Here is a 25,246-nt window from a genome sequence, read left to right as displayed (position 1 = left end):
AAACCCGCAGCTGAAAGCTGCGGGTTTTATTTTTCTAAAAAGAATAAATTGCGAGACGTCTGTTTTTCCAGCCTTGCCTTCTTTTTTATCTGTTTAATTCTAATAAAGGATCAATATATTCTCTGTCATTGCTCAGCCTTGGTACCTTATTCTGGCCTCCAAGTTTTCCTTTAGATTCAAGCCAATGATAAAATAAATTGTCTTTCGCAATATGAACAATCGGTCTTCTCAGTGTCATATTGTTGTACCTTTTTGCCTCATAATCAGAATTGATGGTTTTCAAATGCTGATCAAAGACATCGATAAAGCTGTCCAGGTTATCAGGATATTGGCTGAACTCAAAGATCCACTCATGGGCACCTCCTTCGTTTTCTTTCATAAAGACCGGTGCTCCGGTAAAGTCTGTAATGCTGGCACCTGTAGCTTCACAAGCCTTAGCAAGGGCAGATTCTACATTGGTGATCATCAGCTCTTCCCCAAACGCATTGATATAATGCTTCGTTCTGCCTGTTATTTTTATCCTGAACGGATTGATTGAGGTGAATACAACGGTATCACCAATCAGATATCTCCATAAACCGCCGTTGGTAGTAATGACCATAGCGTAATTCTTTCCGATTTCTACATCTTCCAGACTTACCACTTTAGGATTTGAATAATGAAACTGATCCATGGGAATAAACTCATAGAATATTCCATAATCAAGCATCAGAAGCATCTCATCACTGTTTGATCTGTCCTGTATTCCGAAGAAGCCCTCGGAAGCGTTGTAAATTTCGTAGTAATTGATGTTTTTTCCGATGATCTGCCTGTATTGTTCCCTGTAGGGCTTAAAACTGATTCCACCGTGGAAAAATACCTCTAAATTAGGCCATAGTTCCGATATGCTTCCTACATTGGTTTCCTGCAATACTCTTTGCAGAAGGACCATCATCCAGCTTGGAACTCCTAAAATACTTCCCACATCTTCGTTCTTTACTTCAGAAGTGATTGCTTTAAGCTTGCTTTCCCATTCCCCCATCAATGAAACCTTTTTACTGGGAGTCGTCGTGATCTCTACCCAAAAAGGAAGGTTGTCTATTAAGATAGCAGATAAATCGCCGAATTTGGTGTTAAAATCTGCATACAGTTCAGAGCTTCCGCCTAACCTCAGGTTTTTATAATTGAAGAGCTGGTTTTCCGGGTGATTATTGGCATAAATGGAAACCATATCTTTGCCGGCTTTCATATGGCAATATTCCAGGCTTTCTGCTGAAATAGGAATAAACTTGCTTTTAGCATTGGTGGTTCCCGAAGACTTTGCAAAATGCTTGATGTATCCTGGCCAGCTTACATCTTTTTGTCCCTGTCTTGCCTTTTCAATATAAGGTTCGAAGTCTTCATAAGTCACTATCGGGACCTTATTTTTAAAATCCTGATAACTTGAGATCGAATTGAATCCGTATTGCTTACCATATTCTGTATCTTCAGCATGAAATAGTTGGGAAAATAAAATACCCTTCTGTGTTTCAATCGGATGATTCATGAAATTTTGTATCTGATCTATCCTTTGACGGATAAACCAATTGACTACGGTATTAAAAAGTGCTTTGGTTGCCATTTCAACAAATATAATAATATTTGAATTTTCAGAGAATTTTTTATGGGCTTAAATAAAAAAACCGTTACAAATTATGTAACGGTTGAGTATGTGATGTATTGTTTCTAGCAATATTCGTCGTAGGCAGCCTGAAGGTTTGCAGCGATAGCACCGGCAGGATTTCCTTCAATGTGGTGTCTTTCCAGCATGTGAACCAATTCTCCGTCTTTAAAAAGAGCTACACAAGGGGAACTTGGAGGGAATGGAGCAAGGTGTTTTCTAGCCTCTACCACAGCCTCTGTATCAAATCCTGCGAAAACAGTTGTTAAATGATCAGGCTTTTTGTCTCCGGTTAACGAGTATACAACGCCTGGTCTTGCTGCTCCTGCAGCACATCCGCAAACGGAGTTGATCACTAACAATGTAGTTCCTGACTGCTTCAAGGCATCTTCTACCTGAGCAGGAGTTGTTAAATCCTGGAAACCTTTATCTGTAAGTTCAGCCTTCATAGGCATTACTAAATCTGTTGGATACATATATTTTGTTTTTTATCACGACAAAGTTACGTAATTCTTTACGTTTGTTCAATATATAATAACTATCAATCGTTTAGCCAGATAAAATTAAGCAAATGTTAATATTATAATTATATTCAAAAAATAGTGAATTTAAATTAGGAATAATGATATATATTTATTAAATTTGAAATGATTCTGAAAAACAAAAGACCATGAAAAAAACATTTACTGCTTCCCTCAGGCAATCAATCCACTTAATTCTGTATGAAATATGACAGCAAATTGACTCTTTTTTTTCAGTTTTGAATAAACTGACCGACAAATTTGAATATTTAAAAAATGAAGCCCGGAACTGAAAAGTTCCGGGCTTCTTTAATCAAATCGATATGCAAAGGTTGAATATCCTTAAGTTATATAATGAAATGCATGTTGATGAGATACGGAATCAATCCGAAATCAAAAACATATACTCCATTAAGAAAGCAGCTTTTTAGCCATATCAGAGATACTTTTTCCATCTGATTTTCCGGCTAATGCTTTTGAGGCTGCTCCCATTACCTTACCTAAATCTTTAATGGATTCAGCTCCGGTTTCTGAAATAATATTTTTTATTTCTGTTTCCAGTTCTTCAGCAGAAAGTTGCTTGGGTAAGAATTTTTCGATCACTTTCATTTGTGCCTCTTCCACTTCAGCAAGATCTTGTCTGCCTTGGGCGGAAAACTGTTCAAAAGAATCCTTTCTCTGTTTGATCATTCTTTGAAGAATGGCAATTTCCTGTTCTACAGAAACTTCAGCTCCTCTTGCTTCTGTTTGTAGAAGAAGAATCTGAGATTTTACGGCACGAAGAGAGTCTAAAGCAACTCTGTCCTTTTCTCTCATCGCTGTTTTTATAGCTTCGCTTATAGTATTTTCTAAACTCATGGTTTCAAATTTAACAATGTATCAATGTAACAGGTTACCAATGACTGATTAGTACATATTGTTACATTGGTACATTTCTACATTGTTATATTAATTAGTCTACATCTTTATTCAAAAATCTGTTTTCTCTGATCTGCATAGATCCGTTGTTGTCAGACAGGTAGGTATTGATATTCTGGTCTGAGGCATTGGTTCCGTCGATTGAGATATTTTTTCTTTTGAAAGCCGGAATAGATTCAAATTCACTCATGCTGTCAAAGCTCTGATAACGGGAGTTGAATTCTTTTAATTTATTTCTTCTTTCTACTACTCTGTCCTGATCTACTGTTTTGTTCACAAACGTGAATTCAGATTCTTCAGTTTTAGGTGTTTCAATTTCTTTTTTAGTTCCAAAAGCAGGTTTTACTTCCGCTTTCGGTTCTTCCTGCTTTTGGTAGAAGGTCTCCATCTTTTGAGCAGGTTCAGCTACAGCACTTGCCGGAGCATTGAACTCTGCTTTTGGCTGGCCAAAATCCGATTTGGATTCATTTCTTGTGGGTTCATTCACAAAGAAGTTGAATTCAACCGGTTTTTCTTCTGAGAAAGACTTGCTAACAGGAGTTCCCGACTGAGGTTCTTCTTTTTTATTTTCAAAATCAAATGAGAAAGACTGGATCTCAAGATCATTAGGATCTTCACCTTCTTCATCAATAGAGAAAAGGCTGTATTCCTGTTCAGTTTCTTCTTCATTTCTCCATGTCTGTTCAGGGGCATTTGAAGTATCATCCTCTTTATCAAAGAATTTGATTTCTGTTTTGATCTCTTCCTCTTCAATAATCATTTTTTTTTCAACAGATACCGTGTTGAACTGGGGTGTATCATGATCTTCATCATCTAATCTGAAGTGATTGGATCTGCTGGAATCAATGGGAGTCTCGGGGGTAGCTTCTCTTTCTTCTCTTGTTTTAAATGGAGAGTTTTTTGGGGCATCAAAGCTGTCGTTCAGGCTGATTCTTATTTTCTCAGTAGGGCCTGCAAACTTTTTGTTCTCATTGGAGAAACCTGTTGCAATAACAAGTACACTTACCGCGTCTCCTAATTCTTCGTCAGCACCCACCCCGAAAATGATATCTGCTGTATTTCCGGCTTCTTTCTGGATATGATCCATGATGATACCGATTTCATCCATGGTTACCTCTTCGGCACCACTTCTGATCAACAACAGAACATTCTTGGCTCCTGTAATCTTATTGTCATTCAACAATGGGGAGTCAAGGGCTTTTCTAACGGCTTCTTCAGCTTTATTTTCACCTGAAGCGGTTCCGGTAGACATCAATGCGGTTCCTGAGTTTTGAAGAACAGATTTAGCATCTCTAAAGTCAATGTTTACATCAAAGTAACCGGTAATAACCTCTGCCATACCTTTGGCTGCATTGGCTAATACTTCATCTGCTTTTGAGAATCCCTGCTTGAATCCAAGGTTTCCGAATTGCTGTCTTAATTTATCGTTGTTGATCACAATTAATGAATCAACGTTATTTTTTAATTTGTCGAGACCATTTTCTGCCTGTTCCAGTCTTCTTTTACCTTCGAAGCTGAAAGGTACGGTAACAATACCCACGGTTAGAATACCCATGTCTTTTGCTACTTTAGCAATGACAGGAGCAGCTCCGGTACCGGTACCACCACCCATTCCGGCAGTGATAAACACCATTTTGGTATTTTGTCCCATAGCGGCTTTGATGTCTTCAATACTTTCAATAGCTGATTTTTCACCAACTTCAGGATCTGCCCCAGCACCAAGACCTTCTGTGATAGAGGTTCCCAATTGAACTTTATTGGCAACAGGGTTATTATCTAAAGTCTGTGCATCTGTATTACAAATCACGAAATCTACCCCGTGAATACCTTTTTCATACATGTGTTTCAGGGCGTTGTTTCCACCGCCTCCTACACCGATTACTTTTATGATGGATGAATTTCCTTTTGGCAAATCAAATGAAAATCCTTGTGTACCTATATTTTCCATTACTATACTTTTAATAATTATAATTGATCATTGATTGATGATAGTTGATAAGGAAAATTTCGTTTATCGCTTATCATTCATCATTTATAATTTACTCTACTTCTTCAAAGAATTTTTTTACTTTTTCCATAAGCGACTGACCGAAGGTCAATTTCGCTCTTCTGTTCTCTTGTTGCTGGTTCATCACAGGTTGTTCCTGAACCGGTATTGCCTGCTGGGCAGGTTGAGCGGTTTCGGTCTGTGTAGCAGTAACTTCAGACTTTGGTTGTTCTGCAACAACTTCTGTCACTTCATCAACGTTCTGCTTTTTGTCCCTGATTTTTAAACTTTCCATCAGCAATCCGATAGATGTAGCAAATTCAGGGCCTTTCAGATATTGATTTTTGTCATTGGCAATATATTCATTCGCAAAACCTATTCTGCTGTCAAAACCTGTAGTATAGTTGGCCAGCTGACGAAGATGCTTTAAGTTTGAACCCCCACCTGTCAGAACAATTCCGGCAATGAGTTTTTTCTTTTGTTCAAAAGCACCATACGCTTTGAGCTCAGTATTAACCATTTCCAGCACTTCTTCTACTCTTGCATTAATAATTTGAGCCAGAGTTTTTAGAGAAATTTCCTTGTCTGGTCTTCCGTGAAGCCCCGGAATAGTTACAAAAGTACTATCTTTTTCTAATTCGGGGACAGCCGATCCGAATTTTACCTTCAGTTGTTCTGCATGTTTTTCAATAATTGAACAGCCTTCTTTGATGTCTTCGGTTATTATTCCACCTCCGTAAGGGATTACACAGGTATGTCGGATAATGTTATCTTTGAAAATAGCAATATCAGTGGTACCACCACCAATATCCACAATAGCAACTCCGGCTTCTTTTTCTTCTTTGGTAAGAACGGCTTCTGAAGAGGCTAGAGGTTCTAAAGTAAGGGCTTCCATTTCTAATCCGGCTTCGCGAACACATCTTGCAATATTTCTGATGCTTCCCATTTGCCCGACTACCACGTGAAAGTTGGCCTCAAGACGTTTGCCGTGCATTCCGACAGGCTCCTGAATTTCACCTTCGGAATCCACTTTATATTCTTGAGGAAGTACATGGATAATTTCTTCTCCCGGAAGCATGACCAGCTTTTTCACCTGATCTTTTAAGGCTTCAATGTCGTCATCTGTAATAAACTTATCAGGATGTTCACGCATAATATAATCGGAGTGCTGCAGAGAACGGATGTGTTTTCCTGCAATACCTACCGTAACTTTGCGGATAGGAACTCCGGCACTGGATTGTGCTTCGGATACTGCAGCCTTGATTGAATTAATAGTCTGTGAAATATTATTCACAATACCTTTATGAACACCAAGACTTTTAGCTTTTCCTACACCGAGAACTTCTATTTTCCCGTGTGCATTCCTTCTTCCGACAATCGCGACTATCTTTGTTGTCCCGATGTCCAGACCTACTGAATACTCTTGATTTTCCATTTTTATATCGATTTGATTTTTTCTACTTTTTTCATAAACAGGAACTGATCCTGTTTTGTGTTATAATGTCACTTAAGACTTTCTTTTTATTCTATTTTCACCTTGGGTTTCGGCTTTGGCTTGGACTGTGCCGGTGCCGGGGATTTTTTTTCTGTTTTTTTGATTTCTTTTGCTTGTGTTTTTGGTTTAGAGCTCTCCTTCGGTTTTACTGATATTGAGCTGGTCTTTTTTACTTCTGCAGGTTTAGATTTTGTTTCCACCTTTTTTACCATTGTGGCCGGAACTTTTGCCAATTCCATTTTCCCTGCTTTCAGGAGGCTGTCGTTTTCCTTGAAATAAGGATTCAGGGTGGTGACAATCTGGTTCTGATATTTTACAGAAACCATACTGTATTTTTGAGGGTCCTGATATACCAGGTATTTTTCAACAAAAGTTTTAAATCCTTTTACCTTAAAATCAATATTATCTAAGTCTCCTATTTCTACTCTGTAATTTCCTTCGCTTGTGAGAAGATTATAGCTGTCTTTGGTTTTTGATATTCCGATGAAAAACTTCTTGCTGAAGTCGTCTTTATCAATTTTCCCCACGAGTTCTGCCAGTTTCTCATACTCATCCGGTTGTACATTCCCCGTCACCAGCATGCAAGGATGTGAGTAGGTTCTGGAAATGGGAAATTCCACCCCTTTTTCATCGACGTAGAAATCTTTTCCATCTTTATTCAGTCTGAACACGGGAACTCTCTGCTTGATATCGAGATTAAGTTTTCCGTTTAAGTTCAGATAGACATTGGCACTGTCTACAGCCGGAAGATTATTGATCTTTTTTTCAAGAGCAGGAATATTAAGATCTCCTACTTTACCTGAAGGATTTTCTTTATTTACAATTTCCCTTATATCTTTTTCATCAACGAAGTAAACCGGCGTTTTTTCGTTCATTTTTACAGAAATTTTATTGTCCGTAATCTTCTGGCCGCTGAATCTCTTCAATGAGAAACTCAGTAACAATCCAAGGATGATTACAGTGACAGCAATTTTTAATATTCTGTATTTATTTTTCATATTTTTTCTTTAAACGCTATGATCGCAAAGGATCCTTATTCTTTTTTCCGTTCGCGAGGGCGTTTCACTCAGCGAAGGCTGTCATTTTTATAATTTTATTTTTACTATATCTTCTTTACAGAAATCTCTGTTAATTCCTTTTCTTTGCTAAGTGAAACGCCTCTGAGTTCAAAAAATATTTATTTTTTAATCTTTCTTTGCATACACTGCGTTTGTATTAAATTTTTGCAATCCACTCACATATCGGGTCGTATAGGGTGTCTATATTTCCTGCACCTACGGTAAGAAGGATGTCAAAATCTTTTTCTTTTATTTTTTCAAAAGCATCCGATAATGTGGATACTTCTTTTTTATCTAATGTCACTTTTTCTGCCAGCCACTTTGAAGTAATTCCTTCAAAATTTTCCTGAAGTTCTCTTGCCGGATAAATATCCAGTAAGATTAAATCATCAGCATTGCTTAAGCTTTCAGCAAATCCTTCAGCAAAATCTCTTGTTCTGCTGAAAAGGTGTGGCTGAAAAACCACCAACAATTTTTTATCGGGATAAAATGTTCTGATAGAACCCATTACAGCATTAATCTCTGTAGGGTGGTGGGCATAGTCATCGATATATATTTTACCGTTTTGATAAATATGCTTGGTATATCTTCTTTTAATTCCTTTAAAATTTGCTATTGCTTTTTTCAGCGTATCAAAATCTACGCCTAAATTGTGAAGAATGGCCAGTGCTACCGTTGCATTTTCCACATTATGGATTCCCGGGATTTCCCAGACGAAATCTTTTATGGTCTCCGTTGGAGTATGGAAATCAAAATAAATCTTATCATGATTCATGCGCAGATTGTCTGAATAGTAATCTGCGGGTTCATTGACCGCATACGTCTGATGTTCTCTGCCTATTTCAATTCCTTTTCTGACAAACAACTTTTTGTCTTCAGGTACCAGGGCAGCAAATTGTCTGAAACCTTCTTCTATATGGCTTTTATCCCCGTAAATGTCCAGGTGATCAGCATCTGTAGATGTGATCACAGCCCAATCCGGGGAAAGATTAAGGAAACTTCTATCGTATTCATCTGCTTCCACTACAGAGTACGTTGACCCGTTGTACAGGAAGTTGGATTTAAAGTTTTCAGAGATACCTCCCAAAAAGCATGAGAAAGGTAAGTCTGCTTCTTTGCATAAGTGAGAAACCAGGGTAGAGGTTGTGGTTTTTCCGTGAGTTCCTGCTACGGCGATACAATCTGTATTTTCGGTAATCAGCCCTAAAACTTTTGCACGTTTTAAGACTTCAAACTGATTTTGGTTGAAATAATCCAGTATTCCAAGCGTTTTGATTGCCGGCGTATAAATGACCAGGGTATTCTCTTTGTGAAGGGAAGTAATCCTTTCATCAATAATATCTTCAAAAACGATATCAATTCCTTCGTTCATCAGGTTTTGTGTCAGTTTTGTATTGGTTTTGTCATAACCCAATACTTTTTTCCCGGAAGCATTGAAATAGCGAGCCAAAGCACTCATTCCGATACCTCCGATTCCAACGAAGTAAAAAGTTTGATATGTTTCTAAATTGTTCATTTCTTTATTTTGTATTATTGTATTCATGTAAAATGGCGCAATGATTTTCGTTGATGCATTTTACACTGATACTTTTTACATTAATTTAAATATCTCATCTACAATCTCTTTTGCAGCGTCCGGCTTGGCAAAATATCTGAGATTGGCAGACATTTCTTTTCTTATATTTTCATTTTCGCAGATTTCTGATAATGTATTCCAGAATTTTTCCTGCGTTTCAGAGTCTTTTACCATTCTTGCCGCATTTTTGTCAACCAGATTCATGGCATTTTTGGTCTGATGATCTTCCGCTGCAAAAGGGAAAGGCACCAGAAGCACCGGTTTCTGTGCTACTGCCAGCTCTGAAATGGCAATGGCTCCGGCTCTTGAAACAATAACATCTGCTGCAGAATATGCCAGTTCCATATCTTTGATAAATTCAAGGATCTGAATGTTTTTCGTGTCAACTCCCTTTGTTTCTTCTAAAATATCTTTGTAATCGAGCTTTCCGGTTTGCCAGATCAGCTGATAATCTTTATTTACAATTTCGTTTAAGTGGGATTTCCAGGCATTATTTAATGTTCTGGACCCTAAAGATCCTCCTACCGATAAGATGGTAAGCTTATCTTTATTTAATCCCATTTTTTCTTTCGCTGCTGCTGTTTCCTGCATTCCTGAAACAATTGTGGAGCGGATCGGATTACCCAGGAATTTTATTTTTTCAGCTGGAAAACCTTCTACCTGAGGATAGGCTGTAAATACTGCCCGGGCCTTCTTACTCAGGATTTTGTTGGTAACTCCTGCGTGGGCATTTTGTTCCTGAATGAAAATCGGAATTCCCAGTTTGCTGGCTTCATACAAAGCCGGTCCGCTTGCAAAGCCACCTGTTCCTACAGCGAAATCCGGAGCAAAGTTTTTAATGATCTTTTTAGATCTGGATAAGCTTTTCAGAATTTTGAAAGGCAGGCCTAAATTGGATAGCATGTTTCCTCTGTCAATTCCCGCAATATCAATTCCTTCAATTTTATAGCCGGCCTGCGGAACTTTTTCCATTTCCATTTTTCCATTGGCTCCGATGAACAAAAATTCTGCATCCGGAAATCTTTTTTTGATTTCGTCAGCGATGGCGATGGCAGGGAAGATGTGTCCTCCTGTTCCTCCGCCTGATAGTATTATTTTTAGTTTTTTGTTCATATAATAGGACTGTCCAATTTTGTTTTAAGTTGCTTCGTCATTTCATTCCTTGCAATGACTTAAGCTATATCGTTTATTTCTGCTATGCTTTGTTTTTTGCCCATTCCTTCTTCATCATAGATCTGGATTCTTGAGCTTATATTTAAGATAATTCCCAACTGTAAGTAGGTGACCAACATGGAAGTACCTCCGTAACTTATGAGGGGCAGTGGCTGTCCTGTTACCGGGATGAGATTGATGGCAACTGCAATATTTACAGCAAGTTGTATAAAAATCATCACTCCGAGGCTGAGTACCAGTAAAGATCCGAAGAATGCCGGCATTTTACTGGCTATCATGACAATCCTGATCATCATTATCAGATAGAGACTGATCAGAAAGGCTGCTCCGATTACTCCGTACTCTTCTACAATGACGGCAAAAATAAAGTCGGACGCAGACTGTGGTAGCATCTGTTTCAATGCACTTTTCCCTGGTCCCATTCCTGTAATACCACCGTGTACGATGGCTGCTTTGGCCTGCATTACCTGATAATTTTTTGCTTTTACACTTTCATCATCGGTATCAGCTGTTTTGGCCTTGCTTGATGTAAATGTTTCAATACGGCTCATCCATGTGTGAACACGGTTTCCTCCGATCATATTGGTATTTAACGCAATTAGCAGGAAGAACACGATGGCTACAAATGATGCTGAGATAAAGCCTGCAATGTACTTCCAGTGAAGCTGCCCTATCACCAGAACGACTACGGATACCATTAGAATCATCAACGCTGTGGACCCGTTATCTTTGGCAACCAGCACAAAAACAAGAAGGATAGGCCCGAAGATATACATGATATTTTCTATCGGAAGCCTTTCTCTCGTGATCTTTTTGGTTAGATATCTGCACAGATAGATGATCAGCATTAAGAAAGCAAAGGATGACGGCTGGAATGAGATCGGGGTCCCCGGGATTTTCAACCATCTGGAAGCACTGGCTCCATCAATAGTCTGTCCTGTAAACATGGTGACGATCAATAAGACAATCATGAGACCCAGCAATATGCTGCTGAGCTTTCCGATGTATTCATATTTTATCGTTCCCACCAGTCTCATAATGGCCAAGCCTAAAACTACAAAGAACATATGTTTGATAACGTGACCTGTAGTAGTCCCGTTATTAACGATATATTCGAGATTTGAACTTGCAGAATAAACAGGGAAAATAGAGAAAATGGAGATCACAAGAATGACCATCCAAAGTACTTTATCGCCCTTTAGAAATTCAAATCTGCTTTCTGTGTTCTGTTCGTCCATATTGATTGTATTCATGTATGTCTGTAAAATGTATTGATGAGTTTTACGGTCATTAATACGTAATACATTATACTTTTTACATTTACTTTAATACCTGCTCCTTAAACTGTCTTCCTCTGTCTTCATAGCTGTTGAATAAGTCAAAGCTTGCGCAACAAGGGGAAAGCAGAACGGTATCTCCGTTTTTAGCGAGTGATTTTGATATTTTCACTGCTTCTTCCATGCTGGAAGTATCATAAATGAATTCTTTTTTATCTTTAAAGAAATCTATGATCTTCTGATTATCAATGCCTAAGCAGACAATTGCTTTTACTTTTCTTTTGACTAAATCTTCAATTTCAGTATAGTCATTTCCTTTATCAAGACCACCAACAATCCAAACGGTTGGGGTTTTCATGCTTTCCAGGGCATAATAGGTAGCATTTACATTGGTTGCTTTACTGTCGTTGATGTACTTAACGCCTTCAATCTCAGTTACAAACTCCAGTCTGTGTTCTACAGCCTGGAAGGTCATCAATGAATGCCTGATGCTTTCGTTATTGATTGCCAGTATTTTACCTGCTATGGAAGCGGCAAGGCTGTTGGCAACATTGTGGTTTCCAAGGAGAGATAATTCATCAAGTTTCATTGAGAATTCGTCTTTCATTTTTACCACCATTTTATCATTTTCAATAAATCCTCCTTCAGACAGCTTTTCATTTGTTGAGAAAGGAATCATTTTAGCTTTGATCTCCAGTTTTTCAAGGAGATTTTTGCTCATTTCGTCATCTTTATTATAGATAAAGAAATTGTCGTTTTCCTGATTTTCAGTGATCCTGAATTTTGCCAGTGCATATTCTTCGTAATTGTAATTGTACTGATCCAGGTGATCTTTTGATAAATTCAACAATAATGAGATATAGGGTCTGAAATTCTGAATATCATCAAGTTGGAAAGAGCTTACCTCCAGCACATAATATTCGTGGTTTTCATCAGCTACCTGTTTTGCAAAACTGTAGCCTATATTTCCTCCTAATCCCACATTTAATCCGTCATTTTTCAGGATATAATAGATCAGGGAAGTGGTGGTTGTTTTTCCGTTGCTTCCGGTGATGGCAATGATTTTTGCATCGGTAAATTCAGAGGCGAATTCAATTTCTGAAGATAATCTTATTCCTTTCTCGTGAATTTTAGTGATCATCTCTGCCTTTTTCGGAATTCCCGGGCTCTTTACAATCCAATCTGCATTTAAGATTCTTTCTTCATCGTGGTTTCCTTCTTCAAATTCAATCTCATTTTCGGTAAGAAACTGCTTGTAATTATCTTTAATGGCTCCCTTGTCTGAAAGAAATACTTCCAGGCCTTTCTTTTTTGCCAAATATGCAGCTCCGCATCCGCTTTCTCCTCCTCCTAAAACAACTATTTTCATATTCTTTTCTTTATAAGATGTAACTGGTAAAAAGTACTTGTGTAATTTGGATTTCTAATCAAGACTTTCTACGTGGACGTACATCTATCTCATTTTTAATGTGATTAAACATATGATAGCCAATACAACACCGATGATGATCATCCTGTTCACGATTTTACTTTCGTGGAATCCTACCTTCTGATAGTGGTGGTGTACCGGTGACATTTTAAACAATCTATTGTTTTGGGCATATTCTAACCCATATTTTCTTTTTCTGTATTTGAAAACGATGACCTGAAGCATTACGGAAAGGTTTTCGATTAAGAAGATTCCGCATAATACAGGGATCAGTAATTCTTTTCTTAAAATAATGGCTAAAACAGCAATTACTCCTCCCAGCATCAAACTTCCTGTGTCTCCCATGAAAACCTGGGCCGGATAGGTATTGTACCAAAAGAATCCAATCACAGCACCTACCATTGCTACGGCAAAATGGTCGTTTCCCCCATATTGGGAAGGAACATGATATTGAGGTAGTCTGCAAAGATGATGTTCCCTGAAAGGTAGGCGAAAAGAGCCAGTGTAAGTAGAATAATGGCACTTGTACCTGCTGCGAGACCATCAATCCCATCGGTGATGTTGGCACCGTTTGAAACAGCCGTTACGATGAATATAACGATAGGGATAAAGACAACCCATGCCCATTCGTGGGCATCTTTATCATTCATCCAAAACAAAATTCCGCTGTAGTCAAACTCGTTGTTTTTTGCAAAAGGCACAGTAGAAACGGTGATTTTTTCGGTAGGCATAAAGTTCTGCTCTACGTTGTTTCTGTTCACCACTTTTGCATCGGCATATTTTCTTTTAACGGTAATGTCGGGGTGGAAATACATTGTAACTCCGACAATTAACCCTAATCCGACCTGTCCTACTACTTTAAATTTGCCACTAAGACCATCTTTGTTTTTTTTGATTTTCTTCAAATAATCATCTACGAAGCCAATAGCCCCCATCCACAACATTGAAACCAGCAATAATACAATATAAACATTGGTGATTCTTGTAAATAACAGTACAGGAATAATGGTGGCCAAAATGATGATCAGTCCTCCCATGGTAGGGGTTCCTTCTTTCTGTTTTTGCCCGTCCAGACCAAGGTCACGCACCAGTTCTCCCATTTGTTTTGATCTCAGATAGTTGATGACTCTTTTTCCGTAGACAAGAGCAATGATCAGAGAGAGCAATACCGCCATTCCGGCACGGAAGGAAATGTATTTCAACATTCCTAATCCCGGAACATGGATTCCATGGTTGGTTAAATATTCGTATAGATAGTATAGCATGTTTCTTTTTTAATTTAAATTAATCTTTCAATATTATTTACTCATTAATTTCCAAAGCTCATTGATTACTTCTTTGTCATCAAAATGATGTTTGACACCATTTATCTCCTGATAGTTTTCGTGTCCTTTTCCGGCTACCAAAACAATATCTTTAGGTTCTGCAAACTTTATAGCCATTTTGATGGCTTCTTTTCTGTCCGGAATTGAAGTGTATTTGCTGAAGTTCTGAGGTTCAACGCCTGCTTCAATTTCCTTGATGATCTGTGCAGGATCTTCTGTTCTCGGGTTGTCTGAAGTGATGATTGCCAGTGTTGATTTTTTGGTGGCAATATTTCCCATTTCAGGTCTTTTGGAGTGATCCCTGTCGCCTCCGCAACCGAAAACAGTGATTAATCTTTCATTCTTTGTTCTGATATCATTGATGCTGTCCAGAATATTCTCCAGGGCATCCGGAGTGTGGGCATAATCTACGATAAAGAATATTCCTCCATCGGATTTGAACGTTTCAAATCTTCCGGAAACTCTTTTTAATTTGCTGATGGCCTGTAGAATTTCATCCTGTTCAAAACCGAGTTCTTCTGCAATTCCGAATACAAGTAATAAATTGTACACATTGAATTTACCGGTCAGTGTCGTCCAGAATTCTTTTCCGTTGAAGTTCAACAGCATCCCGTTGAAATCAACCTCCAGCAATTTTCCGTGGTAATCTGCCATTGTTTTCAGCGCATAAGACTTCTTTTTTGCCTTTGTGTTCTGAAGCATTACCTTTCCGTTTTTGTCATCTGCATTGGTGATGGCAATAGCGGTATCTTCAAGTCCGTCGAAGAATCTTTTCTTTGTTTTCAGGTATTCTTCAAACGTTTTATGATAATCTAAATGATCATGGGTAAGGTTTGTAAATCCTGCCACTTTGAAGTGCAATCCTTCAATTCTGTTTTGGGCAATTCCGTGGGAACTTACTTCCATGAAAGCATACTCACATCCTTTTTCAACAGCTTCTGCTAAAATCCTGTTGATGGTAATCACATCCGGAGTGGTATGGGTTGCCGGAATGACTTCTGCACCAATTCTGATCTCAACAGTGGATAGTAAAGCAGAATCATATCCTAAATTTCTGAACACATCAAAAGAAGGGTAGAAACTGAGGTTTTACCATTGGTTCCGGTAACGCCGATCAGTTTCAGCTTTTGAGACGGGTTTCCAAAGAAATTGGATGCAAGGTGTCCTAAAGTCTTTGAAGAATCTTTTACCACCACATAAGTGATATTTTCATCCGGTCCTTCAGGTAATTGTTCGCAAACGATCGTTGTTGCTCCTTTTTCAATAGCGGAAGCAATGAACGAATGTCCGTCCACCACTGTACCTCTCATTGCAATGTAAAGAGAGTTCGCTGTAACCTTTCTGCTGTCGATCACCAGTTCAGATACCTCACGGTTGCTATCACCGTGAATTTCTACTACCGGAATTCTGTTTACTAATTCTGTTACTGTCATTTTTATCAACAGGACTTTATCCTATTTTTTGTTAAATCGTCCCTTCGGACTCTGTTTTCTAATTTTGCAGAGACAAATAAATTCTCTGGTTCTTACTGATCGTTGTCCCTTCTAAAGGGAATTGTTCTTTAATTCTTCCAACACCTTTGTAGTCGACACGGTATCCTAAGTTTTCTAATTGTGGGATTACATTTTTACCGATTAATCCTACAACATTAGGCATTTGCTTATCATTGACTGCTACTTTGACATTCGGCTCCACCATTTTGCTCAGATTTACTTTCTTGTCTACCAGCATTTCTTTTTCGATATTCTGAGGTGTTTTCAGGAATGTTTTTCCTGCAATTTCCTTAAACACCGGTGCAGCAACCGGACCTCCGTAGAATCCTATAGCTGTATTAGGCTCACTTACCATGACATAGCAGGTATATTTTGGGGCATCTGCCGGATAAAAGCCTGCAAATGATGCGCGGTATTTCATCGGGCCGGGAAGCCAGTATTCAAATCTTGCAGTCCCTGTTTTTCCCGCCATTTTAAGATTGGGCGTGAAAATACTTCGTCCGGTTCCTTTTTCAACAGCCTTTGTCAGGGCATTGGTCATCATTTTTATGGCCTTTTCTGAAGCCATTTTATTAACCATTACTTCCGGTTTGGAATTGTACATTACTTTTCCGTCTTTCATGATCTTATCGATGAACAGGGGCTTAAGCATTTTACCACCATTGGCTACCCCGTTATAGAAGGTGGCCAGCTGAAGCAGATTGACATTGGATGAGTATCCGAATGAAATAGAAGCCAGTGTGGCAGCGTTCCATCTTTTGTTTTGTGGTGTTAGGATCTTCGGTTTTGTGATTCCCGGAAGTTCGATGTCCATTTTATCAAAAAGCTTCCAACGTTTCAGGTGATCAAGGAAGATCTGGGGTTTTTCGGCATAATATTTTGTGATCAGTTTTGCCGTTCCAACATTACTGGATTTTGCTAATACGTCACTGATGTCATAAGTTCCTCCGCCGTGACCATCTGATATTCTTTGTTTTGCGTAGGTCCAGACACCGTTTCCAACGTTTACCGTTGTATTTTCATCGATGAATCCGTCATCCATTGCTGCTAAAAGAGAAATGGTTTTAAAGGTAGATCCGGGTTCGATATTATCTTTCAGGGCATAGTTGTAAGAATCTTCGTAATCTCCTGATTCTGTTCTTCTCAGGTTTACCAATGCACGAACTTTTCCGGTTTCAACTTCCATCACGATCACGGTGCCGTGTTTTGCCTCATAATGGATCAATTGCTTCTCCAGTGCGGAGTGCGCAATGTCCTGAATTCTAAGGTCTAAAGTAGTATAAACGTCTTCTCCGTCAATGGGTTCCTGAACCTTCCAGAAGTCAATCGGTTTCCATTGTGAAGAATTGATTCTTTGTTCCAGTCTCTTACCGTCGGTTCCTGTCAGGTACTTTGAGAAAGCCCCTTCAAGTCCGGATTTTAGCTCACCGTTATCCATACCGATGGTTCCGGCTCCGATTTCTGAAGTTGCCAATTCTCTTTTATAGTTTCTGTCAACGATGAAACCTCCTTTATTTTTACCTCTTTTAAAGATCGGGAATTGTCTGATTCTGTCATATTCGTCAAAATCAAGCCCTTTTACCAAAGTATAATACTGGTTTTTCTTCTTTTTTTGTTCGTCAAATTTTTGTCTGAATTCTCCTCTTGACTTTCCGAACATTTTACTTAAAGAATCCGTCAACGCTCCGATATTGTTGCTATAGACCGTATCTTTCATTGTTTTAAAGTCAAGATAGATGTCATAGCGCATTACAGTAGTTGCGAGAATAGATCCGTCGGAAGCGAAGAGGTTTCCGCGGGCAGCTTTCAGAGTGGCTTCACGATAGTTTTTATTAATGTAATCGTCTTTAATTTCCTGAACATTAGTATTTTGAAGGATTACGATCCTTGCCAAGAACATTACAAACACGCACAAAGCCACCACTGCGAAGAGGTAGCCCCATCTTAACGTTTTTTTACGTTTATTGTCGTATTCATTTTGCTTTTGCATCTGTACTGTCCAGTTTTATTAGCAATTTATGAGGATGGTTTTCAAGGGTCATTAATGAGTCCCGTGCTACTTCTTTCCCCAACTCTGATTCCATTTTTACTTTGATCAGCTTACTTTGTGCGTAAGCATTTCTCGATTTATATTCTTCAGTTTCTTCTTTTAGAGCATTGACAATTTTAATTTTCTTGTTGACGAGATGGTTACTGTAAATCATAGCCATCATCAGGATAAACAACAGGAGGAAATACTTGTAATGTATTTTGATCTCATCGCGGTTGAGGAAATTCCCTTTTATAATGTCTATAAAAGTGAGTCTCTTCTGTGGGCGATTTGTTGTTCTTTTTGCCAATTTATAATGTCAATTTGCTTCGCGGTGAATTTCCTTGTCGGTCTTAGTTTCAAAATTTGAGATTGACCATTCGGTGATTCACCTTTATATTTTAATTCCTGTTCTCATTTTTGCACTTCTTGCTCTAGAGTTTTCTTCGATTTCCTTGTCATCAGGAACGATCGCTTTGCTCTTCAGCAGGTCAAATGCTTTTTTATAGTTTCCGTAGATATCTCTTTCCGGTTCTCCTTCAAACATTCCGTTTTTCAGGAATCTCTTTACCAAACGGTCTTCTAAAGAGTGGTAAGAAATAACGACTAATCTTCCTTCCGGTTTTAAAATGTTGTACGCCTGAACGAGCATTTCTTTTAATACTTCAAGTTCCTGGTTTACTTCTATTCTTATGGCCTGAAACAGCTGAGCATAGAATTTATTGACCTTATGAGGAGGAATGTAGCTGAACAGCTTTTTCAAATCCTCTGTCGTTTCTATACTTTTGGTCTTTCTTTGATGAACAATTTCCCTTGCCAGCTTTCTTGCCTCTCTTAATTCACCGTAATAATAAAAAATATCTGCAAGCTGCTCCTCTTCATAATCATTGATGACTCTTTTGGCATCAAGCCCCTGCATCACATTCATTCTCATGTCTAACGGAGCATTGCTTCTGGTAGAAAAACCTCTGTCTGCTTCATCAAACTGGTGTGAAGACACTCCTAAGTCTGCCAAAATCCCATCAACCTGAGAAATCCCGTACATTAACAACGCATTTTCAAGAAATCTGAAATTCTGGTTAACTAGTGTAAATCTCGGGTCATCAATTGTATTTTTAAGCGCATCCAGGTCTTGGTCAAAACTGAACAATTTCCCTTTTTCGGAAAGTCTGCTCAGAATTTCCCTTGAGTGACCACCGCCACCAAAGGTGCAATCCACGTATATTCCGTCAGGATTCGTCACCAAATCATCAACACTCTGTTTCAGCAAAACGGGGTTATGGTACATGCTTAGTTGTGTTTTTTATTAAATAAATATTTTATTAATAGCTATAAACAGTTAATCTTCATCAAAAGAGCCCATCACATCTTCAGCAAGGCTTGCAAAATCGGTTTCATTGGTGGCAATTACCTTTTCGTAGGCTTCTTTATCCCAAATTTCAAAGAGTTCTCCTGCGCTGGTGATCACAATATCTTTCTGAAGATTTGCAAAAAGCGTCAGGTCTTTGGAAATCTGCAGTCTTCCGGCATTGTCCAATTCTACTGTTTTTACTCCTGCGGTAAACATTCGTATGAAATCAGCATTCTTTTTATGAACCTGTTCAGTTTATTAATTTTGCCCATCAGTTTGTCCCATGCATTCATAGGATAAACTTCCAGACAAGGTTGGAACACAGATCTTTTGACTACAAACGCCTTATCGTCGAAGTTTTCCATCTGTTTGATTAAAGATGAAGGAACTTTTAAGCGGCCTTTGTCGTCAATTTTACACTCATATGTCCCAATGAAATTTTTCATTTGGGACAAATTTATATAATAATTTCCAAAATTTCCCACTTTTTCCCACTTTTTGACTCAATGTTAATAAGTTTTATCAAAGATTTAATTTCAAGAACGTAAAATACTGATATGTTGTCAGTTGATAAAAGTGTTATTTAAGCCATAGTAAAGAGGTTTTCAAAAAAAAAGTTAAAAAGGAGAATATTGTATTATTTTTATCTTAAATTAGGATAATCAAAATATTTTTGAGGTTTAATTTGTATTTTTGCAGGGCTTTATTAAGGCGACTTATGATATTTAGTACAAAAAAAGAAAAGAAATATTCCTATGTAGAAGCGGGAGAAGGACATCCATTAGTGCTGTTGCACGGGTTAATGGGTGGTTTGAGTAATTTCGATAAAATGGTAGATTTTTTTCGGAAAGAGGATATAAGGTATATGTTCCTCAGCTGCCTATTTACGATCTGCCGGTACTCAATACGAATCTTACCACTTTAGCAAAATATATTATCAAGTTTATAGAAAGTCATATTTCCGGACCTGTTTCTATTGTAGGAAACTCAATGGGAGGGCATATAGGGCTTATATTAACCTTGGCAAGACCGGATCTTGTAAAAACTCTTGTTTTAACGGGAAGCTCAGGATTATATGAAAGAACTTTCGGGGATAGTTTTCCGAGAAAGAACGACAGATCTTACATCAGAAAGAAGACGGAAGAAGTGTTTTATGATCCTAAGGTAGCTACAGAAGATCTTGTAGATGAAGTTTTCGGAGTGGTAAATGACCGTATGAAAGGAATAAAAACGGTGATGCTGGCCAGAAGTGCCATCAAACACAATATGTTGAATGATCTTCCTAAGATTACAACCCCAACTTGTTTAATCTGGGGAAAACAGGATAATGTAACTCCTCCGGAAGTTGCGGAAGATATGCATAAATTTATTCCGAATTCGGATTTATTCTGGATAGACCATTGTGGCCACGCAGCGATGATGGAAAAACCAGATGAATTCAATGAGATCCTGTTCAACTGGATAAAAGATAAAGTTTAAAATAAATATTATAACCATTAAGAGCTTTTCTTAGTGGTTTATTTTTCTAAAATACATTCAAAAATGGTTATTAAGACAGCAGAGTTTGTAAAGAGTAGTGGAAAATGGCAGGAGTGTCCTGAACCTAATATTCCTGAGTATGCTTTTATCGGAAGATCTAATGTAGGAAAATCGTCATTGATCAATGCGATGATGAATCATAAAGATTTAGCTAAAACTTCGCAAACACCCGGAAAGACACAGCTGATCAATCATTTTTTGGTAAATGAAAACTGGTATCTTACCGATTTGCCGGGGTACGGATATGCAAAGGTTTCAAAAGTTCAGCGAAAAGATTTTGAAAAGCTGATCACCAATTATATTCTGAACAGAAGGAACCTTGTCAATTTGTTTGTATTGGTAGATTCCAGACATAATCCTCAGAAAATTGACCTGGAATTCATCCAATGGTGTGGTGAAAGTGGTGTCCCTTTTTCAATCGTCTTTACGAAATCTGACAAGCTCAAGCCTAATGCTGTCATTAAAAATGTTGAAGATTATAAAACCGAGCTTCATAAAACCTGGGAAGACCTTCCCGAGTTATATGTTACTTCAGCTGAAAAGAAAGAAGGAGGAGACGAGATTTTGAAGTTTATAGAAAAGACCAATGATTTCTTAAAGAACAATAATGTAAGTTTCGATGAGTAATATGATCTGGAAAATTAAAACATTTGACGAATTTACCGTTCCGGAGCTTTATGCAGTATTGAAAGCGCGTATAGATGTCTTTGTCATTGAGCAGAACTGTCCTTATCCCGATCTGGATGATTATGATCAGAAAGCGGTTCATATCTGGGCCGAGGAGGATGGGCAGGTGCTTGCTTATTGCAGGGTTTTTGACAAAGGGATAAAATATGATGAAACTTCATTCGGCAGAGTGTTGACTACAGTGCAGGCCAGAGGAAAGAGCTTGGGAAAACTATTAATCAATTATGCCGTGGAAACTATAGAAAATCGTTTTCATACTTCTGAAATTAAAATTTCAGCACAGGATTATCTGTTGAAATTTTACAGTGATTTCGGTTTTGTAGACACGGGAAACAAATACCTGGAAGATGATATTCCGCATACGGAAATGATCAGGAAATAAAATAAAAGGTATCCCCGCAAGGATACCTTTTTCATGGTTATTAGTCCTGTATTTTAATTGCATCCGGAGCAATAAGATCTGTCTACATATTGTTTACTGCTCCCCGAGTAGTAATAGCATCCGCCTCTTGATCCTACATAGAGTTGATTTCCATTGTAGGTACATCCTCCACTGTTTTTTGAGTAAGATCGTGATGATCTTGAGGTTGTATATTTACTTTTTTTGTTGCTTTTGCTCTTTTTTGGTTTTTTAGCGGTTAATTCCTTAGCGGAGGTAACGGTGTTTGTGGTGGCAGAAAAATTAGCCGGTAACAATAGTCCAAGGCCTAAAAGGCTGGTGAAAAGTAGTTTTTTCATGATGATTTGTTTTTTATTGGTTGATAAATCTATCTGAGATTTCTTGTTCATTCAGAACATGATTGTTAGGCAGAATGATTTGTAATTTTCCAGTTAAAGGGTTTTTGATGACCATAGCTCCTGATCTACAATTATAATATCTGTAGTGCAACGCTTTTAACCCTGAAAAAAAGCCTTCGGTAGTTGTCTGAATGTAAACATGTTTTGAACAGCTGGTTTTGAATAAGCATTTTCTTCTTTTATGCGGTGGAATAGCCCACCAGTATAATTTAATGGGTAGAGTAATTAATTTTTTCATTTTTCATTTTTGCAAAAACGACCATTTGATAAGAAGTCATATAACCTGACTTAACTGTATTTCCAAAACAACCTTCAACAGGTTGTATATATGTAGAGACACTTTCCAGTCTTATATACTCCCAATCATCATTGGTATGAACTTTTATTAAATTATCCAGTTGTTCTGCAATATTTTTTGAACTCATATTTTGTTGGTTTGCAGTTGCAACAAATGGTATTACTTTGTATTCCATCAATATTTTATTTTATGATCCAAAAATATAACTCTTAAACAGCCAATCCTTACGGTTAACCGTAAAAACAAAAAAACCTTTCAGAAAGTGAAAGGTTTGTATTTTGATAGCTGGGTTAGATAATACCCCAATCTTTACAAAGTGCGATGAGTTGCTCATTATTAAGTACTCCCAGGGATTCTTTAAGGTTGTTGAGTGATTTTTCAACACTGCTTAGACTGGATGGTCTGATATTATTTTCTTTTAAATAATCGGGTATATTTTTTTGAATCATTCCTTCAGAAAGGAGTTTGACGAGGATCTTATCAAACTTTGTAAAATCGTAGGAATTCTTATTCTTGATAGAGTCTTTTACATTCGAAGAAATGTATTTTTCATTATTGTGAACGGCTTTTATGGCCCGTTTCAATTCTTTGATATCTTCCCGTCCCTTGGAAACAAATCCATTGATATGATGGGTCGTAAAAAGATTTTCGACTATTTCCGGCCTGTTTTCAATGGAAAAAACAATGATTTTAATAGGGGGTGCCTCTTCTTTAATGGCATCCACAAGTTCTTTCCCGTTTTTTAAAGTTTGCTCTCTATGGTCTGTATCAAAGGATAAATCAGTAATTAATAAATCATAAGGGCTTTTCTCCCGTATACTTTTTTTTACCTTCATCCATGCATCATCACAATAATGTACATTGTCTACAGTTTCAATTTTCAGTTCTTCAACGGCTTTTTGGACGGAAATATTAAAACTTTCAAAATCTTCGGCTATTAGTACTTTTTTAAACATAATTTTATTTTTTGACTGGAAATGAAAGGTTTATTTTAATCCCTTTTCTGTTTGCGTTTCAAAATTAATTGTTCCGTTTATAGAATTTATACGGGATTCCGTATTTTTCAAGCCATTTCTGGGAATGTGTTCCTGAATTCCCACTCCGTTATCTGAATATAAAATGATAATAAGGTTATTTTCTCTTTCAAAATCAATCATCACACGATCTGCTTTACTGTGTTTTCTCATATTGGTCATCAATTCCTGCATAATATAGAAGATTTCGCTTTTAGCAGTATCTGAGACTCCACTCCAAATATCCTCTTCATTGCCAATAATAGGAACTTTAATGGTATCCGAAGAATACGATTTCAACATTTTTGATAGTTGCTTTGAAAAATCTTTTTCCAGAACCAGGTCTTTGTCATCATAGGAAATATCACGGGAAATATGATAAATACTTTCCAGCTTATCCAGCAATTCGTTTTTGTCAATAACAGGAATATTTTCTACTTCGGACATGACATGGTAGACTTTATTGGCCACTTTGTCATGTACTTTTTTAGAATATTTGAGTTCAGTGTTCTTTACCTCGAGTTCTTTTTCCTGTTGAAGACGTTTTTTTCTCCTTCTATACCAGAAATATCCCACTGTTAACAGAACGAGTAGGGTAGTTATTCCGATATTTCTCTGTAAGATTTCAATTTTGTTCTCTGCATCTTTTGCTTTTAATCTTTGGTTTTCTGTTTCTTTCTTTTCACTGTCGTATTTAATGAAAGCAAAACGTTTTCGATAATTATTTCTGCTGGCTTCAATGCTATCTGAAAGAATTTTATATTCTTTAAAGTTTTGTTTGGAATGGGACGGATCATCCACTAGAATTATTCGCTCTAGAGCTTGTAGCCTATCATCCGGGCTTTTTATTTTAATAGCATTATCATACATTTGCTGTGCATAGTGCAGAGACTTCGTTGGCTCTAGATTTTGATTTATTTCTGCTAAATGAGAGTAGCAAGAATTAGCTCCCCAAAAATCCTCATTTTTTAATTTATCTTTTAATATAAGTTCTATTTTTTCTGTTGCTGGATAGGTTTTGTTGTCCAACCATTTTACATATTCAATAAGGTCTTTAATTCTGTTAACCAAATTCTGATTATTAATTTTTGATAGATTGATAGAATATAATATTTTTAAGGCTTCGTAGTGTTTTCCTGTTTTAAATTCAGCGACTGATTTGTTGCATAAAATATTAATCCTGCTTTCTTCGGTTGGAATTTTTTCAGAGAGTGCTTTATTATACCAATTGATAGCATCATTATATTCTTTTTGATCTAATTTTAGATTGGCCATCGTATCATAAACGGAAAAAAAACTTTCATCATTTTCTTTCATCATTTTTAATGCCTCCACTAATGTTGCTTCTGCACCTAATATATCTCCGCTGCTTTTTTGTGCAATGGCTTGGCAAATTAAGCTTTTCGATATATTAGATGAGTCTTTTTGCTTAGCAAAATAATTTATTGCTTGTTGAAACTTTGAGTACGCTGTAACATCATCTTTAAGCAATAATCCAATGCCTTGATCATAGAGGCTATTTCCCTCAATACTACTTTGATCTTCGACAATTTTTTCCTGACATGAAAAAAGGAATAACAACAAAAAAGGTAAATATTTCATCATGGTACTAAAATATAAAAAAACCACTCATGAAGAGT

General features: G+C 37.4%; 20 protein-coding genes and 4 pseudogenes. 3 read left to right on the top strand and 21 right to left on the bottom strand.

The window, feature by feature from the left end; all coding sequences use genetic code 11:
• Positions 1–85 precede the first annotated feature (85 nt).
• From H3Z85_06940 to mraZ, 16 genes and pseudogenes are all read right to left on the bottom strand, one after another.
• The gene (locus H3Z85_06940; GenBank protein ID QPQ53107.1) at positions 86–1,600 is read right to left on the bottom strand and encodes a GH3 auxin-responsive promoter family protein; all 1,515 of its coding nucleotides are present in this window, start codon (positions 1,598–1,600) and stop codon (positions 86–88) included.
• A gap of 104 nt (positions 1,601–1,704) precedes the next feature.
• On the bottom strand, positions 1,705–2,115 hold the full coding sequence (locus tag H3Z85_06935) for a BrxA/BrxB family bacilliredoxin (GenBank protein ID QPQ53106.1): 411 nt from the start codon (positions 2,113–2,115) through the stop codon (positions 1,705–1,707).
• A 456-nt stretch (positions 2,116–2,571) separates the two neighbouring features.
• Entirely contained in the window at positions 2,572–3,018 is a 447-nt protein-coding gene (locus tag H3Z85_06930; GenBank protein ID QPQ53105.1) for a GatB/YqeY domain-containing protein, read from the bottom strand.
• 94 nt (positions 3,019–3,112) lie between these two features.
• Entirely contained in the window at positions 3,113–5,026 is a 1,914-nt protein-coding gene (gene ftsZ, locus H3Z85_06925; protein QPQ53104.1) for a cell division protein FtsZ, read from the bottom strand.
• Between the two features lie 91 nt (positions 5,027–5,117).
• Positions 5,118–6,500 (bottom strand): cell division protein FtsA, encoded by a 1,383-nt coding sequence (gene ftsA, locus H3Z85_06920; protein QPQ53103.1) that lies wholly within the window; start codon positions 6,498–6,500, stop codon positions 5,118–5,120.
• A gap of 86 nt (positions 6,501–6,586) precedes the next feature.
• On the bottom strand, positions 6,587–7,558 hold the full coding sequence (locus tag H3Z85_06915) for a cell division protein FtsQ (protein QPQ53102.1): 972 nt from the start codon (positions 7,556–7,558) through the stop codon (positions 6,587–6,589).
• 217 nt (positions 7,559–7,775) lie between these two features.
• The gene (locus H3Z85_06910; GenBank protein QPQ53101.1) at positions 7,776–9,134 is read right to left on the bottom strand and encodes a UDP-N-acetylmuramate--L-alanine ligase; all 1,359 of its coding nucleotides are present in this window, start codon (positions 9,132–9,134) and stop codon (positions 7,776–7,778) included.
• A gap of 75 nt (positions 9,135–9,209) precedes the next feature.
• Entirely contained in the window at positions 9,210–10,307 is a 1,098-nt protein-coding gene (gene murG, locus H3Z85_06905) for an undecaprenyldiphospho-muramoylpentapeptide beta-N-acetylglucosaminyltransferase (GenBank protein ID QPQ53100.1), read from the bottom strand.
• A 59-nt stretch (positions 10,308–10,366) separates the two neighbouring features.
• A complete protein-coding gene (locus H3Z85_06900) occupies positions 10,367–11,605 on the bottom strand; it encodes an FtsW/RodA/SpoVE family cell cycle protein (protein ID QPQ53099.1) in 1,239 nt (412 codons plus the stop codon).
• Positions 11,606–11,687: 82 nt separating this feature from the next.
• Positions 11,688–13,013, bottom strand: a complete 1,326-nt coding sequence (gene murD, locus H3Z85_06895) for a UDP-N-acetylmuramoyl-L-alanine--D-glutamate ligase (GenBank protein QPQ53098.1) — start codon at positions 13,011–13,013, stop codon at positions 11,688–11,690.
• Between the two features lie 84 nt (positions 13,014–13,097).
• Positions 13,098–14,338 (bottom strand): annotated as a pseudogene (locus tag H3Z85_06890) (phospho-N-acetylmuramoyl-pentapeptide-transferase).
• Between the two features lie 33 nt (positions 14,339–14,371).
• A pseudogene (locus H3Z85_06885) lies at positions 14,372–15,831 on the bottom strand (UDP-N-acetylmuramoyl-L-alanyl-D-glutamate--2,6-diaminopimelate ligase).
• A 58-nt stretch (positions 15,832–15,889) separates the two neighbouring features.
• Positions 15,890–17,881 (bottom strand): PASTA domain-containing protein, encoded by a 1,992-nt coding sequence (locus H3Z85_06880; GenBank protein ID QPQ53097.1) that lies wholly within the window; start codon positions 17,879–17,881, stop codon positions 15,890–15,892.
• Positions 17,865–18,230: a hypothetical protein gene (locus H3Z85_06875; GenBank protein QPQ53096.1), complete on the bottom strand. Its 366-nt coding sequence runs from the start codon at positions 18,228–18,230 to the stop codon at positions 17,865–17,867. The genes H3Z85_06880 and H3Z85_06875 overlap by 17 nt, the downstream gene beginning before the upstream one ends.
• An 84-nt stretch (positions 18,231–18,314) precedes the next feature.
• Entirely contained in the window at positions 18,315–19,208 is an 894-nt protein-coding gene (gene rsmH / locus H3Z85_06870) for a 16S rRNA (cytosine(1402)-N(4))-methyltransferase RsmH (protein ID QPQ53095.1), read from the bottom strand.
• Between the two features lie 51 nt (positions 19,209–19,259).
• Positions 19,260–19,717: pseudogene (mraZ, locus tag H3Z85_06865) on the bottom strand (division/cell wall cluster transcriptional repressor MraZ).
• A gap of 272 nt (positions 19,718–19,989) precedes the next feature.
• On the opposite strand from mraZ, the pseudogene H3Z85_06860 reads away from it, so the two are divergent.
• From H3Z85_06860 to H3Z85_06850, 3 genes and pseudogenes are all read left to right on the top strand, one after another.
• Positions 19,990–20,750 (top strand): annotated as a pseudogene (locus H3Z85_06860) (alpha/beta hydrolase).
• Positions 20,751–20,813: 63 nt separating this feature from the next.
• Positions 20,814–21,437: a YihA family ribosome biogenesis GTP-binding protein gene (locus tag H3Z85_06855; GenBank protein QPQ53094.1), complete on the top strand. Its 624-nt coding sequence runs from the start codon at positions 20,814–20,816 to the stop codon at positions 21,435–21,437.
• The gene (locus H3Z85_06850; protein ID QPQ53093.1) at positions 21,430–21,879 is read left to right on the top strand and encodes a GNAT family N-acetyltransferase; all 450 of its coding nucleotides are present in this window, start codon (positions 21,430–21,432) and stop codon (positions 21,877–21,879) included. Before H3Z85_06855 ends, H3Z85_06850 begins: the two co-directional genes overlap by 8 nt.
• Positions 21,880–21,932: 53 nt before the next feature.
• Here the strand turns inward: H3Z85_06850 and H3Z85_06845 are convergent, their stop codons facing one another.
• The 5 genes from H3Z85_06845 to H3Z85_06825 form a co-directional block, all read right to left on the bottom strand.
• Entirely contained in the window at positions 21,933–22,235 is a 303-nt protein-coding gene (locus H3Z85_06845; GenBank protein QPQ53092.1) for a hypothetical protein, read from the bottom strand.
• Between the two features lie 13 nt (positions 22,236–22,248).
• Positions 22,249–22,533, bottom strand: a complete 285-nt coding sequence (yidD, locus tag H3Z85_06840; protein QPQ53091.1) for a membrane protein insertion efficiency factor YidD — start codon at positions 22,531–22,533, stop codon at positions 22,249–22,251.
• The gene (locus tag H3Z85_06835) at positions 22,505–22,768 is read right to left on the bottom strand and encodes a hypothetical protein (protein QPQ53090.1); all 264 of its coding nucleotides are present in this window, start codon (positions 22,766–22,768) and stop codon (positions 22,505–22,507) included. The genes yidD and H3Z85_06835 overlap by 29 nt, the downstream gene beginning before the upstream one ends.
• Positions 22,769–22,883: 115 nt before the next feature.
• On the bottom strand, positions 22,884–23,549 hold the full coding sequence (locus tag H3Z85_06830; GenBank protein ID QPQ53089.1) for a response regulator transcription factor: 666 nt from the start codon (positions 23,547–23,549) through the stop codon (positions 22,884–22,886).
• Between the two features lie 30 nt (positions 23,550–23,579).
• Positions 23,580–25,211 (bottom strand): ATP-binding protein, encoded by a 1,632-nt coding sequence (locus H3Z85_06825; GenBank protein QPQ53088.1) that lies wholly within the window; start codon positions 25,209–25,211, stop codon positions 23,580–23,582.
• Between the last annotated feature and the right edge of the window lie 35 nt (positions 25,212–25,246).

The sequence above is a fragment of the Chryseobacterium indologenes genome, from assembly GCA_016025055.1.
GTDB classification, from domain to species: Bacteria; Bacteroidota; Bacteroidia; order Flavobacteriales; family Weeksellaceae; genus Chryseobacterium; species Chryseobacterium indologenes.
Note: the sequence above shows the minus strand (reverse complement) of the source record. Positions and strands in the feature narration are given on the sequence as shown.

Coding starts and splice junctions, on each gene's coding strand:
- H3Z85_06940 (QPQ53107.1), bottom strand. CDS start 1,600: ATGGCAACCAAAGCACTTTTTAATACCGTAGTCAATTGGTTTATCCGT.
- H3Z85_06935 (QPQ53106.1), bottom strand. CDS start 2,115: ATGTATCCAACAGATTTAGTAATGCCTATGAAGGCTGAACTTACAGAT.
- H3Z85_06930 (QPQ53105.1), bottom strand. CDS start 3,018: ATGAGTTTAGAAAATACTATAAGCGAAGCTATAAAAACAGCGATGAGA.
- ftsZ (QPQ53104.1), bottom strand. CDS start 5,026: ATGGAAAATATAGGTACACAAGGATTTTCATTTGATTTGCCAAAAGGA.
- ftsA (QPQ53103.1), bottom strand. CDS start 6,500: ATGGAAAATCAAGAGTATTCAGTAGGTCTGGACATCGGGACAACAAAG.
- H3Z85_06915 (QPQ53102.1), bottom strand. CDS start 7,558: ATGAAAAATAAATACAGAATATTAAAAATTGCTGTCACTGTAATCATC.
- H3Z85_06910 (QPQ53101.1), bottom strand. CDS start 9,134: ATGAACAATTTAGAAACATATCAAACTTTTTACTTCGTTGGAATCGGA.
- murG (QPQ53100.1), bottom strand. CDS start 10,307: ATGAACAAAAAACTAAAAATAATACTATCAGGCGGAGGAACAGGAGGA.
- H3Z85_06900 (QPQ53099.1), bottom strand. CDS start 11,605: ATGGACGAACAGAACACAGAAAGCAGATTTGAATTTCTAAAGGGCGAT.
- murD (QPQ53098.1), bottom strand. CDS start 13,013: ATGAAAATAGTTGTTTTAGGAGGAGGAGAAAGCGGATGCGGAGCTGCA.
- H3Z85_06880 (QPQ53097.1), bottom strand. CDS start 17,881: ATGCAAAAGCAAAATGAATACGACAATAAACGTAAAAAAACGTTAAGA.
- rsmH (QPQ53095.1), bottom strand. CDS start 19,208: ATGTACCATAACCCCGTTTTGCTGAAACAGAGTGTTGATGATTTGGTG.
- H3Z85_06855 (QPQ53094.1), top strand. CDS start 20,814: ATGGTTATTAAGACAGCAGAGTTTGTAAAGAGTAGTGGAAAATGGCAG.
- H3Z85_06850 (QPQ53093.1), top strand. CDS start 21,430: ATGAGTAATATGATCTGGAAAATTAAAACATTTGACGAATTTACCGTT.
- H3Z85_06845 (QPQ53092.1), bottom strand. CDS start 22,235: ATGAAAAAACTACTTTTCACCAGCCTTTTAGGCCTTGGACTATTGTTA.
- yidD (QPQ53091.1), bottom strand. CDS start 22,533: ATGAAAAAATTAATTACTCTACCCATTAAATTATACTGGTGGGCTATT.
- H3Z85_06835 (QPQ53090.1), bottom strand. CDS start 22,768: ATGGAATACAAAGTAATACCATTTGTTGCAACTGCAAACCAACAAAAT.
- H3Z85_06830 (QPQ53089.1), bottom strand. CDS start 23,549: ATGTTTAAAAAAGTACTAATAGCCGAAGATTTTGAAAGTTTTAATATT.
- H3Z85_06825 (QPQ53088.1), bottom strand. CDS start 25,211: ATGATGAAATATTTACCTTTTTTGTTGTTATTCCTTTTTTCATGTCAG.